At 58.4% G+C, this 11,752-nt stretch carries 13 protein-coding genes; all 13 read right to left on the bottom strand.

What is annotated here, in order from left to right; all coding sequences use genetic code 11:
* Positions 1-11 precede the first annotated feature (11 nt).
* The 13 genes from eutB to eutS all read right to left on the bottom strand — a co-directional run bounded on the left by eutB (position 12) and on the right by eutS (position 11,598).
* Positions 12-1,373 carry an ethanolamine ammonia-lyase subunit EutB gene (gene eutB / locus GBC03_11755; protein ID QFS70836.1) on the bottom strand — a complete coding sequence of 454 codons (1,362 nt, stop codon included), beginning with the start codon at positions 1,371-1,373 and terminating at the stop codon, positions 12-14.
* An 11-nt stretch (positions 1,374-1,384) separates the two neighbouring features.
* On the bottom strand, positions 1,385-2,788 hold the full coding sequence (gene eutA, locus GBC03_11750) for an ethanolamine ammonia-lyase reactivating factor EutA (GenBank protein ID QFS70835.1): 1,404 nt from the start codon (positions 2,786-2,788) through the stop codon (positions 1,385-1,387).
* Positions 2,785-4,011 carry an ethanolamine utilization protein EutH gene (gene eutH, locus GBC03_11745; protein ID QFS70834.1) on the bottom strand — a complete coding sequence of 409 codons (1,227 nt, stop codon included), beginning with the start codon at positions 4,009-4,011 and terminating at the stop codon, positions 2,785-2,787. Before eutH ends, eutA begins: the two co-directional genes overlap by 4 nt.
* Positions 4,012-4,134: 123 nt before the next feature.
* Positions 4,135-5,322 carry an ethanolamine utilization ethanol dehydrogenase EutG gene (eutG, locus tag GBC03_11740; protein ID QFS70833.1) on the bottom strand — a complete coding sequence of 396 codons (1,188 nt, stop codon included), beginning with the start codon at positions 5,320-5,322 and terminating at the stop codon, positions 4,135-4,137.
* Entirely contained in the window at positions 5,312-6,151 is an 840-nt protein-coding gene (eutJ, locus tag GBC03_11735) for an ethanolamine utilization protein EutJ (protein QFS70832.1), read from the bottom strand. Before eutJ ends, eutG begins: the two co-directional genes overlap by 11 nt.
* Positions 6,152-6,180: 29 nt before the next feature.
* Positions 6,181-7,584 (bottom strand): aldehyde dehydrogenase family protein, encoded by a 1,404-nt coding sequence (locus GBC03_11730; protein QFS70831.1) that lies wholly within the window; start codon positions 7,582-7,584, stop codon positions 6,181-6,183.
* 11 nt (positions 7,585-7,595) lie between these two features.
* On the bottom strand, positions 7,596-7,883 hold the full coding sequence (gene eutN, locus GBC03_11725) for an ethanolamine utilization microcompartment protein EutN (GenBank protein QFS70830.1): 288 nt from the start codon (positions 7,881-7,883) through the stop codon (positions 7,596-7,598).
* A gap of 76 nt (positions 7,884-7,959) precedes the next feature.
* The gene (gene eutM, locus GBC03_11720; protein ID QFS70829.1) at positions 7,960-8,250 is read right to left on the bottom strand and encodes an ethanolamine utilization microcompartment protein EutM; all 291 of its coding nucleotides are present in this window, start codon (positions 8,248-8,250) and stop codon (positions 7,960-7,962) included.
* Between the two features lie 36 nt (positions 8,251-8,286).
* Entirely contained in the window at positions 8,287-9,303 is a 1,017-nt protein-coding gene (gene pta / locus GBC03_11715; protein QFS70828.1) for a phosphate acetyltransferase, read from the bottom strand.
* The gene (gene eutT / locus GBC03_11710) at positions 9,300-10,103 is read right to left on the bottom strand and encodes an ethanolamine utilization cob(I)yrinic acid a,c-diamide adenosyltransferase EutT (protein QFS70827.1); all 804 of its coding nucleotides are present in this window, start codon (positions 10,101-10,103) and stop codon (positions 9,300-9,302) included. The genes pta and eutT overlap by 4 nt, the downstream gene beginning before the upstream one ends.
* Positions 10,100-10,792 (bottom strand): ethanolamine utilization acetate kinase EutQ, encoded by a 693-nt coding sequence (gene eutQ / locus GBC03_11705; protein QFS70826.1) that lies wholly within the window; start codon positions 10,790-10,792, stop codon positions 10,100-10,102. The genes eutT and eutQ overlap by 4 nt, the downstream gene beginning before the upstream one ends.
* On the bottom strand, positions 10,770-11,249 hold the full coding sequence (eutP, locus tag GBC03_11700) for an ethanolamine utilization acetate kinase EutP (protein QFS70825.1): 480 nt from the start codon (positions 11,247-11,249) through the stop codon (positions 10,770-10,772). The genes eutQ and eutP overlap by 23 nt, the downstream gene beginning before the upstream one ends.
* Positions 11,250-11,262: 13 nt before the next feature.
* Positions 11,263-11,598 carry an ethanolamine utilization microcompartment protein EutS gene (gene eutS, locus GBC03_11695; GenBank protein ID QFS70824.1) on the bottom strand — a complete coding sequence of 112 codons (336 nt, stop codon included), beginning with the start codon at positions 11,596-11,598 and terminating at the stop codon, positions 11,263-11,265.
* Positions 11,599-11,752 lie beyond the last annotated feature (154 nt).

Genomic DNA, 11,752 nt, shown 5'->3' with positions numbered 1-11,752 from the left:
TCCCCGCGTCATCAGAAGAACAGTGACGGATCGCCCGCCCGTTTGGTCAGGCGACCATTTGCCATAATGCCCATTGTTTCCAGCCAGCGTTCAAATTCCGGCGACGGGCGCAGATTCAGCAACTGGCGTACGGTCGCGGTATCGTGGAAAGCGGTGGTCTGGTAGTTGAGCATGATGTCGTCGCCAAGCGGCATACCCATGATGTAGTTACAGCCCGCAGTGGCGAGCAGAATCATCAGGTTTTCGTTGAGGTTCTGATCGGCATCGGCATGGTTGGTGTAGCAGCAGTCACAGCCCATCGAGATGCCGCTCAGCTTGCCCATAAAGTGGTCTTCCAGGCCGGCACGAATGATCTGCCGGTCATTGTAGAGATACTCTGGCCCGATAAAGCCCACCACGGTGTTTACCAGGAACGGATCGTAGTGGCGCGCCAGACCGTAGTTACGGGCTTCCATCGTCACCTGGTCCGCGCCGAAGTTCGCCCCGGCGGAGAGCGCCGAGCCCTGTCCGGTTTCGAAGTACAGGCAGTTTTCCCCGGCGATGCGGTTAAACTCCGCCCCCACCGCACGCGCTTCGTCCAGCATTGCCAGTTCCACGCCGAACTCTTTTAAGCCTTTTTCGCTGCCGCAGATACTCTGGAAGATCAGTCCGCCCGGCGCGCCGCGACGAATAGCTTCAATCTGCGTAGTGACGTGTGCCAGCACGCAGCCCTGGGTCGGGATGTTGAACTTGTCGATCACCCCATAAACCGTGTCAAGTACGCGGCTTAGGTTCTCCACGTCATCGGTCACCGGGTTGACGCCAATCACCGCATCGCCGGCACCGAAAGAGAGTCCTTCGTAGATTTGTGCGGCAATACTCTGCACATCGTCACGGGTATCGTTCGGCTGTAGACGACAGCTAAAGGTGCCCGGAATACCGATCGTGGTGTTGGCCTTTTTGATAACCGGCATTTTCTTGCCGCCGTAGATCAGATCGGCGTTAGAACAGATCTTCGCCACCGCCGCGACCACTTCCGAGGTCAACCCTTTACGCGTAAAGGCAATATCATCAACCGAGGTTTCATCGCTCAGCACGTGCTCACGCAGCTCGCTGATGCTCCAGTGCTTAATGCGGTTATAAGCCGTTTCGTTGACGTCGTCCTGAATCAGACGCGTGACGCAGTCCTCTTCATAGGAAATCACCGGGTTGTTGCGAATATCCGCCACCGTCATTTCCGACAACACCTGTTTCGCCGCCACGCGCTCCTGCGAGCTTTGCGCCGCGACGCCAGCCAGCACATCCCCCGAACGCAGTTCGTTGGCTTTTGCCAGCACCTCTTTTACATCCTTAAACTGATAAACATTGCCGAACAATGTAGTCTTTAGTTTCATAAGTCGTTCCCTCAGGAAGGAAATGCGAGTGATTTCACCGTCACCGGCACAACCGATCCGCCAAATAAAGGCGTACCAATGTCGATATAGTCGCCCGCCCGGACAATCACTTCGTCAATGACCGCCAGCGGGAGTTGCTGTAACTGTGGGCGCAACAGCATGCCCAGCGCTTTACCAAAGTCCTGCTCGGCCACCACCAGCAGGGGATGCGGATTCGGATAACGCGCGATAAACGCGAGCAGCGCGTCGATGACCGTGAGTAATGCGGCATAACGCACCGGCAACGAGGCGGGAAGCGCCAGTACGTATGCGTCAGTCTGTGGATCCAGATCGAGCTGTATCAACGCCTGTTGCCACGCGTTCACCAGATCGGCGTCATCCACCGGGATCGCCACCGGCAGATTGCGCAGCGGCAGTTGAACCCCTTCCAGCCAGATGGTGCTGCCGGAGAGCGAAAGCGTGTGCGCCCCCGCGCCAATCACCGTGGCGCGCACGGTTTGCGCCGGGAACTGCACGTTCATTTCGCGCAAACGCGGGTGCTCATGCAGCGCCGTCGCCAACAGCGGCCCAATATCAGAAAAACAGAACGGGTCGGCAGGAAGGTTGCGATAGCACTCCCCCACGCCGCCGGACAGGGTGATAACCTCCGGCTTCGCGCCCGTCGGCAGTAACCCGGTTTGCATCAGCGCTTGCGCCAGCGGCGACAACGTACCGTCGATCACTTCCACGATCAGACTCGCCATCCGCTGCGCAACCTGCCCTAACTGCGAGACGGTCAACAAACGGGCGTCGGTACCGGTACCGAACACCTCGTCGACAATCTGCTGTCCGGGCTGATGGGCATGCACGACGCGCCCTTGACCGTCGGTTTCCAGCAGACGTCCGCCAACGTTCAGGCAGGCGGTACCGCTTACCTTTCCGGCATCGAACAGGGCGTAATTCGAGGTGCCACCGCCGATGTCAATATTCAGTACCCGGCACATCCGCTGCTCAGACAGGGTCTGCGCCCCGGCGCCGTGACCGGCAATCACTGATTCCAGATGCGGTCCGGCGCTGGCGACCACAAAGTCACCGAGCGACTGAGAGAGCGTCATCACCGCCGGACGCGCGTTGCGGGTTTTCGCACTCTCGCCGGTGATGATGATCGCGCCTGAATCAACCGATTCCGGGGCGATCCCCGCCGCCTGATACTGTGCAAGGATCAGCGCTTTTAGTTCGTCCTCCCGTAACCCGCCCTGCTTATCGACGGGAGTAAAGAAGACCGGGCTTTGCCAGCTAATGTCGCGTTTAATAAATTCGTAACGGGGCACCTGCGACACTGCCGCACGGTTAACCAATTCCAGGCGCGAGAAGATCACCTGAGTGGTCGTGGTGCCGATATCGATACCGACGCTCAGTAGCTGGCGGGTGTTCACGATTGCGCCTCCGCTTCCGTTTCTGCCGGAACGTTTTCATCTTTTGGCACCAGCATCATGGCCACGCCAATCGCCGTCACACCGCCAATCAATTTGCCGACAATCATTGGGAAGATCATGGCGTTCATGTTGGCAGCCGCGAAGCCTAAGTGGTCACCCAACGCGAAGGCCGCAGAGACGGCGAAAGCACAGTTGATCACTTTGCCGCGGGTATCCATCTGCTTCATCATGCCGAACATCGGGATGTTGTTTGCCAGCGTCGCGACCATGCCACCTGCCGCCATATTGTTGATTTTCAGCAGGCTGCCGACGCGCATCAGCGGTTTTTCAAACCAGCGGGTCAGCAACAGCACCATCGGATACGCCCCGAGCAGCACGCAGGAGATGGAACCGATGACTTCAATAGCGCGCATCACTTCACCGGGAGTGTCGCCAGGCGCCATGAAGATCGGGTCAAGACCGGGGATCAGTTCCCAACCCAGCAGGAACTTGATGACTGCCGCCGCGAGGCCAATGGTGATCAGCGCAACAAGGAATTTCGCGAAGATCTGGAAGCCGCTGATCATTTTTTCCGGGATGAACTTCAGCCCCAGCGCCACCAGCACGGCGACGATGATCACCGGGATCATGTTCATCAGGATCAGCGCGAAGGTGAACTCGACGGGCTGCCCGTTGATCTCAACCCCCGAGTACATCGCGACCAGACCGCCGGCGATACAGCCGATAGGTATGGTGACAATGCCTGCCAGCACGCCAAGCGCCAGATAACGGCGGTCAGACGGTTCAATAATGCCCAGCGCAACGGGGATAGAGAAGACGATGGTTGGTCCCATCATTGCCCCCAGAATCAGCCCGGAGTAGAGCCACGCCGCGATATCGCCACCCGCCAGTTCTTTGGCGAGGAAGAAGCCGCCCATATCGCACGCCAACAGCGTGCCGGCGAACATGGACGGGTTTGCGCCCAGCATTTCATACAGCGGAATAATCACTGGCCCGAGCAATTTAGCTAACACCGGTGCCAGCGCGGTCATACCGACCATCGCCAGCCCCAGGGCGCCCATCGCCATAAACCCTTCTTCGAACTGACCGCCGGATCCCTCGATGCTTTTGCCGAACTTTCCAAGGAAGCGCGCTGACCCGCCGAACTGTGACAGGATCCTGTCAACGGCGGCAATCAGCATAAAGAACATCATGATGTACATGATGATTTCGTTAATTCCCATACCCTTGTCTCCATTTGCCAGGGTCTTCGTAGGCCTGATAAGCGCAGCGCCATCAGGCAATGATGCCGCGTTTTGCCGGATGGCGGCGCGAACGCCTTATCCGGCCTACGTCCTGGTATGCTTTTATTGTGCCGCCGCGTACAAATCGATAATGTCGCTCTGCGTAGCGGTGCGTGGGTTACTGCGAATACAAATATCCTCCAGCGCGGCTTGCGCCCAGGCGCTGTAGTGTTCTGGTTTTGCGCCGACGTCGGCGAGCCGTTTGTTCTGGCCCACTTCAGCAATCAGTTCACTGACCGCATTGATCGCATCGCGATCGTCTGATTTCTTATTGGTCAGCGCCCGCCCGATATGGCTGAAGCGTTCCCGACATACCATGCGGTTAAAGCCCATCACCGTCGGCAACAGCATGGCGTTCGCCTGGCCGTGCGGAATGTGTAATGTCGCGCCCGGTTGATGCGCCATCGCATGGCACAGTCCCAGTCCGGCGCTGGAAAACGCCATCCCCGCCATGCAGGAGGCAAGCAGCATGCTCTCCCGCGCCGCGAGGTCGTGACCGTAGCCCACCGCCTTCGGCAGCGATTTGCCGATCATCGCAATCGCGCCAATCGCCAGGCTGTCGGTGAACGGTGACGCATTCAGCGCGCTGTAAGCCTCAACCGCATGCGTCAGCGCGTCAATCCCGGTCATTGCCGTCACATGAGGTGGTACCCCTTCGGTCAGCGCGGCGTCGAGGATCGCCACGTCCGGCATCAGCGTCGCATGCGCCAGTACCTGCTTGCGTCCCGTCGCCGCGTCGATAATCACCGTCACGTTGGTGGTTTCCGATCCGGTTCCGGCCGTCGTCGGCACGGCAATCAGCGGCAGACGAGGACGTAACGCGCTGTATTCCGTCATCTCCGCCAGCGTCTGATTCGGATTGGTTACCAGCAGCGCGACCGCTTTTGCCGCATCCAGCACCGAACCACCGCCAAAGGCGACGACGCCGTCGCATTTTGACTCACGCAGTTGGGCTACCGCCGCGCAGACGTCGGTGATGCATGGCTCGCCCATCGGACACGGCCAGACCGTCATCGCCACGCCTTTCATCGCCAGACTGCGCTCTAACGACGCGGTCATTCCCGCCTGATGCAGGAAACTGTCGACCATCACGAACAGATGGCTTAAGCCTCGTGATTGCGCTTCTTGTCCGCAGGAACTGAGCGCCCCGAGCCCGCACAGCGTGACCGGCGGTACGCTGAACGTTTTCACGCGTTGCAGATTCAGGGTATCGAATGCCTGAAAGAGCGCCGTCTGCAATTCAGCTTGCATAGATTCCCTCCGCTTTCTCTCTCCCGCTGTTTGCGATCGCCAGCGGTGTCATAAACAGGCTGTGCCGGGGCAGATGCACCTGGAGTGCCGGGAAGCGCTGGCGAAACAACGCCTCCACGCCCGGCTGCATACAAGAGCCGCCCGCCAGCCATAAATCGGCTATTCCTTGTCCTTCGATATGACGGGCAACGATCTCCGCCATTTTTTCGTAGACCGGTTTCACCACCGGCCAGATATCCTGCGCGTTGCTGCGCTTGACCTGCTCGGCGTCTTCCAGTGGGATACGACGATTTCCGGCCAGAGTCAGAGAAATATGGTGACCGCCCGTCGCTTCATCCGCCGAGTACGCCACCTTGCCCCGCTTAACGATGGCGATCCCGGTCGTGCCGCCACCGATATCCACGACGCCGGCGTTATCCAGTTGCAGCAGGTCGGCAACGGCGGTCGGTTCATCCAGCACATGACTGACTTCCAGCCCGGCAGACTCCAGCACGTTGATGGAGATGCGCGGGTCGGTGCCCGGCGGAAACGAGGTCGCCGCGTGGGTAAACCGACTGCCGAGTTGCTGTTCGAGCGTATCGAGATGGCGACGCACGATGGTGACCGCCCCAAAGAAATCCCAGACGATGCCGTCGCGCACGACGTCAGCCCAGTCAAGACACACCGCAACCGGCTGTCCGTCGCCGTCGACAACCATCGACACCACATCACAGGTGCCCAGGTCAACGCCCAGCCACAGTGGGGAATCGCTCGTTGCAGGCGCCTGATTACACAGGTCGGCTGCTTTTTGCAGTCTTGGGGTGAGCCAACTTTCTTCGTCGTGCGCCATCTCTCTTTCTCTCCGTTGGCCTGAGGCACTTAAACGATGCGAAACGCATCCACCAAAACACAGCGACGCAGACGCACAAACGTGCGCGCACTGGTCACCCCTTCCCCGGTTGGCGTGGTGATGGTCATGGTGGTCCAGCCTTCACCGCCCAGCCCCAGTCCGGCAATGCACGGCCCGTTCTTGACGAAGATGCTGGTATCAATGGCGTTTGCCATCTGGTTCATGTTGTCGATGTTGCGCGAGTGCATCGCGGCGGTATGGTGACAGCCGCCTTCCAGTTGCACCGCCAGCGCGATAGCCTCGTCGACATTTGCCACCCGTACCACCGGCAGAACCGGCATCATCAGTTCAGTGACGGCAAAGGGATGCGTGGCAGGCGTTTCAACAAACAGCAGTCGGGTTTGATCCGGGACGTGCAGACCAATAGCGGCGGCGATTTTGGTCGCATCGCGTCCGACCCAATCACGGCTGACGGTACCTTTGCCGCGTTCATCGATATTTTTCAGCAGTACCGGCTGGAGCTGTTCGGCCTGCGCGGCGCTCAGTTTCACCGCCTGCTGACCTTCCATCAGGCGCATCAACTCATCCGCTACGCTGTCGACAACAATCAGCACCTTCTCATCAGCACAAATGATGTTGTTATCAAACGACGCGCCTTTGACGATGGATTGCGCAGCCCGTGCCAGATCTGCGGTTTCATCGACGACGACCGGCGGGTTACCGGCACCGGCGGCAATCAGACGTTTATTAGTGTGTTTGCGCGCGGCGTCGACCACCGCTTCACCGCCGGTCACGACCAGCAGGCCAATGCCTGGGTACTTAAACAGCCGCTGCGCGGTTTCAATATCCGGATTCGCAACGGTCACCAGTAAATTTTCCGGGCCACCCGCTGCAACCACCGCCTGGTTAAGCAGCGTAATCGCACGTTGTGAAACCCCTTTCGCCGCGGGGTGGGGAGCAAACACGACGCTATTTCCCGCCGCAATCAGGCTAATGGCGTTGTTAATCACCGTTGCCGCCGGGTTTGTGGATGGCGTCACCGACGCGACAACGCCCCACGGCGCATTTTCGATCAGCGTCAGGCCGTTATCGCCGGTCAATACCTGTGGCGATAAACACTCCACGCCCGGTGTACCGCGCGCCTGCGCCACGTTTTTGGCAAATTTATCGTCAACGCGTCCCATGCCGGTTTCTGCGACGGCAAGTTCCGCTAATTCTTTGGCGTGCTTTTCGCCTGCTTCACGTAGAGCCGCAATGGCAAGCTGACGCATCGCCACGCTCTTCAGCCCCTGCTGAGCGACTTTTGCTGCCGCCACCGCATCATCCAGGGAGGCAAAGACGCCCATTTCATGAACGGCGGTCGCCGGCTGGCTGCTGTCTTTCATTTTCAGCAGTACCGCTTTCACCACCTGTTCAATATCCTGTTGATTCATGATGTTCAGTCCTATTTGTGGAATATCACCTGACCGCCAGCCACCACTTCGTCGACGATACCAATCACGCACAGATCGACAGGGGACGCTTCGCTGCGATGCGCCTGGCGAGCAGAACTACCGCTAACCAGCAGCACCCACTCCCCGGTTCCCGCCCCGATGCTGTCAATGGCGACGGCGCACTGCCCGTCGGGATTTCCCTGGGCATCGATCATCTCCACCATCAACAATTTGTCGTGTGCCAGTCCCTGATGGCGTACGGTACAAACGATTTGTCCTGTGACGACTGCCAGTTTCATACCCGCCTCCGTGGGTTAAGTTTTGCTGCTGTCCTGTAGGCCGGATAAGCGCAGCGCCATCCGGCCCCAGTCATGCTTAGATGTTGCTGTCGCCTTTGAAGCTGATCGGGAACACTTCTTCCAGATCGCCATGCGGACGCGGGATCACGTGAACGGAGACCAGTTCGCCGATACGCTGCGCGGCGGCAGCACCAGCATCCGTTGCCGCTTTGCAGGCCGCAACATCGCCACGAACCATCGCAGTCACCAGACCGCCACCAATCTGTTTCACACCAACCAGCTTCACGCGTGCGGCTTTTACCATCGCATCAGAGGCCTCAATCAGTGCAACCAGGCCCCGGGTTTCAATCATTCCTAAAGCTTCCATTATGTTTTCCTCTCATGGGGTCCAGAACGGGACCATTTATACAACCAGGGTTTGTGAGTCACGTTCGCGACTCACGTCAGTCTGGCGCGGCACGGCTGCCACCAACGCCAGTTCGATAATTTCCTGTACGCTACAGCCTCGCGAGAGGTCATGAAGCGGTGCGGCAAGCCCTTGAATCAGCGGCCCGACAGCACGATATCCGCCCAGACGCTGGGCGATTTTGTAGCCAATATTGCCCGCCTCCAGTGATGGGAAAACCATCACGTTGGCGTTACCCCGTAGCGGACTGGCAGGTGCTTTTTGCGCGGCGACCTCCGGTACAAAAGCGGCGTCAAACTGCAGTTCGCCATCCACCAGTAGTTCAGGCGCGCGTTCACGAACGATCTCCGTTGCCTGCTGTACGTTAGCCACACACGGGTGACGCGCGCTGCCCTGACTGGAGAACGACAACATCGCCACGCGCGGCTCCTCGCCAGTGATGCCGCGCCAGGTGTCAGCGCTGGCGATCGCGATATCCGCCAGTTGCGCTGCCGTCGGCTGCGGCACCACGCTGCAATCAGCAAATCCTAACGCCGGTCCGACGTACTGCGGCAGCATCAGGAAGAGAGACGACAGCGTTTTACACCCCGGCTGTAGGCCGATAATGCGTAAGCCCGCGCGCAGCACATTGGCCGTGGAAGAGAGGTTGCCAGCGATACAGACATCCGCCTGGCCCGCGCTGACCATCGCCGCGGCAAACATCAGCGGGTCATTGAGCTTTTCAAGGGCATCCGGCGGCGTTTTCTCCCCGGACCGGGCGAGCCAGCGCTGAGCGAACGCTTCACGCATCGCCAGGTTGCTGTGTGGGTCAATAACCTGAATACCGTCCAGCGCGACCCGATGTGTGAGCGCGAACTGGCGCAGCGCAAACGGACTGGCCACCAGAATGGGGTGCGCCAGACCGTGCTGTTGCAGGTAGTGCGCGGCTTTCAGCACCCGTTCGTCTAACGCATCCGGGAAGACCACCCGAGCCGGGGATTGCTGAGCCCGTTCACGGGCGCGTTCAATGATCATTGTTCACCTCCCAGTCGCTGTTGAATCTGGCTGACGGTGAGTGGACGTTTGGTGACACACAGAATCATCATCACGTAGACCGCGCTGGAGAGCCGGTTCAGCGCCTGCAAAATATCCGGACGCAGGACATCAAAACCGCGGGTGATGAAGACCTGGGCGGCGATCGTTTCCGTCTCGCGGACTTTGGTTCGCAGCAGGTTCAGCAACGCGGACTCGCGACCATGACTGGCTTCGGGTACCAGATGATCGTGATCCAGATAGCGCAACGGTTGATGGGAAAGGCGGTGCAGCTCATCTTCGTTCAACCCAACGATAGACTGTGCCGCCAGCGGTTCATCCATGGCATCGGCGCGCATAATGTTGCCCAACCGTGAACGGATGTCCGCCAGCCACGGCTGCCACGGTTCCGCCAGTTCAATTTGCAGCCACACCGCCAGCGCGATGGTGCTGTCCAGCGCGGCGCGAAAGCCCAGACGCGGGTCGCTTTTGGCGACCATTTTGTCCGCTGTCAGGTGGGTCAGCGTATCGGGCTTTTTCGCCACCGGCTGGCGACACAGTTCACAGCAGGCCTGTGGATGCGTATCGCTGCTGGTTAACCCGTGCACCGGTTGCGGCTGCTGTTGCTCGTCGTCGACAAACAGACTGCCCTGCTCATCCAGAAACTTGATGCGCAAATGACGGCCTTCCAACAGTTCGCGAGCAGAGGGCGTCAGGCGAGCGTCAGCAGGGAGATGGATTTCCGCCCCTTCGCTGAGCGTATGGTTCGCTCTGAGCCATGCTTCGGTGATGAAATCTTTCATACCGATTGCCAGTTCGCAGGCCACGCAACGTACAGAAAGCGCACGGTCGTCGGCGTGCCAAATTCAATGCTTGAGCCTTTCGGGATAAACATGACGTCCCCGGCTTTGGCGATCATCGTTTCGCCTTCATGGCGCACATGCAGTTCACCGTCGAGCACCATGTCGATTTCGTCGTAGTTCAGCGTCCACGGGAAAAAGGCGTTATCCCACTGCATGAACCCGGCGGCCATGCTGCTGCCATCCTGCTCGGTGACGAGATCGGTCAGGCCGACGCAGTGCGGCTGCGCACCGTCGAAGCGGCCAAACTTAACGCTGCTGCCGTCGATCACTTTGATACCGCCTTTGCCGGTCACCGAATGAAAACCCGGTTGCATCCCGCCCTGCTCCAGCGACTGTTTTTCCTTCAGCACTTTATCCATCAACTGCGAGACCAGACTCTCGGTAAACTGCCCTTCCGGCAGTTGCGCGATGATGGTTTCGCGAATGCGCTGCGTTTCAGATTTAGCCTCGTCCGCGCAACGCGTTGCCGTCGGGGCGGCACCCTCGCACTCCACAATCGTGATGCCCAGTAGCTCCGCGACTTCACGGGCTTCCGGGGTGATGATGCTGGCGCGCAGCACCACCGACATTTCCTGTTCGCCCCGTGCGTGCGCCGCACGTATATCGTTAGCTGTGATAAGTTTTTTCACCTGCCCCTTCCTCCTTTTGGCTGAGCTCAGTCAGATAATCCACCAGGTGCTGCACGCTTTGCGGGTCATGGCTATTGAGTTCGAAAATCGGCTCCTGAAACCCAATTCCGCGCAGTAATTCCCGCGTTGCGATCACGTCAGCATCTGGCATATCCGTTTTGCTGATCACGGCGATTTGTCGTTTACTGGCGCCGATATCTAACAGCCCGGCAGGTAAGCGACTTTCTTTGTCATTGGCTGCATGGACATAAATCAACGTATCAACGTCCTGCAGCGTGGTAATTAAGGCGTGATACCAACGGGGGTGACTGAAATATTCCCCAGGAGTATCGATATCGCCATTTTCATTAAATTCCACGGCCTGCGTTTTTCTGGCGAGGGTATAATTCCCCTGTAACGCATTAAAAAGCGTTGTTTTTCCCGCACCGACAGTGCCAACAAACGCAATACGTTTCATAAGCACCTCAGAATTAGCTTTTTGTCAGGTCGCAGAGTGTGAAATTTAATAAACGCCCCAGCCCACTGACCGTTTGCAATAAGGCCTCTTCTACTGCGCCAACCGAGCCGTAGATAACCAATGCGCCGCTGAATCTGTCGAGAAAACCGATGTGTACGTCGGCAGCCTTCATCGCCAGATCGCCGGCAATCATTGCGGTTTCTCCCGGCGTCAGGGTCATAATGCCGATGGCACCTGCTTCGGGAACGCCGATCTTTTTCGCCAGTTCTTCACCAGGATGCGCAATGAGATGCGCCAGCGTGACCTGTTTGCCCGGCACAAATTCCTGAATAATGCGTTCTTTATCCATTGCTCACCGCCTGTGTTAAGACAGGGCTTATCGTGGCAATTTTTTGTCAGGGTAAATAACAAAATTCGGCAAAGAGATTTAAAAGGTGAGATGGATCACTAAGAATGGGAAAATAAAAAGGCGCGGGAGAAACCCGCGCCGGAATTAATTAAAG

The organism is Citrobacter telavivensis (assembly GCA_009363175.1).
Lineage (GTDB): Bacteria > Pseudomonadota > Gammaproteobacteria > Enterobacterales > Enterobacteriaceae > Citrobacter_A > Citrobacter_A telavivensis.
This window is presented reverse-complemented; position numbering and strand designations above follow the sequence as displayed.

Excerpts from the sequence above, each read along its gene's own strand:
- eutB (QFS70836.1), bottom strand. The coding sequence starts at position 1,373 with ATGAAACTAAAGACTACATTGTTCGGCAATGTTTATCAGTTTAAGGAT.
- eutH (QFS70834.1), bottom strand. The coding sequence starts at position 4,011 with ATGGGAATTAACGAAATCATCATGTACATCATGATGTTCTTTATGCTG.
- eutG (QFS70833.1), bottom strand. The coding sequence starts at position 5,322 with ATGCAAGCTGAATTGCAGACGGCGCTCTTTCAGGCATTCGATACCCTG.
- eutJ (QFS70832.1), bottom strand. The coding sequence starts at position 6,151 with ATGGCGCACGACGAAGAAAGTTGGCTCACCCCAAGACTGCAAAAAGCA.
- GBC03_11730 (QFS70831.1), bottom strand. The coding sequence starts at position 7,584 with ATGAATCAACAGGATATTGAACAGGTGGTGAAAGCGGTACTGCTGAAA.
- eutN (QFS70830.1), bottom strand. The coding sequence starts at position 7,883 with ATGAAACTGGCAGTCGTCACAGGACAAATCGTTTGTACCGTACGCCAT.
- eutM (QFS70829.1), bottom strand. The coding sequence starts at position 8,250 with ATGGAAGCTTTAGGAATGATTGAAACCCGGGGCCTGGTTGCACTGATT.
- pta (QFS70828.1), bottom strand. The coding sequence starts at position 9,303 with ATGATCATTGAACGCGCCCGTGAACGGGCTCAGCAATCCCCGGCTCGG.
- eutT (QFS70827.1), bottom strand. The coding sequence starts at position 10,103 with ATGAAAGATTTCATCACCGAAGCATGGCTCAGAGCGAACCATACGCTC.
- eutP (QFS70825.1), bottom strand. The coding sequence starts at position 11,249 with ATGAAACGTATTGCGTTTGTTGGCACTGTCGGTGCGGGAAAAACAACG.
- eutS (QFS70824.1), bottom strand. The coding sequence starts at position 11,598 with ATGGATAAAGAACGCATTATTCAGGAATTTGTGCCGGGCAAACAGGTC.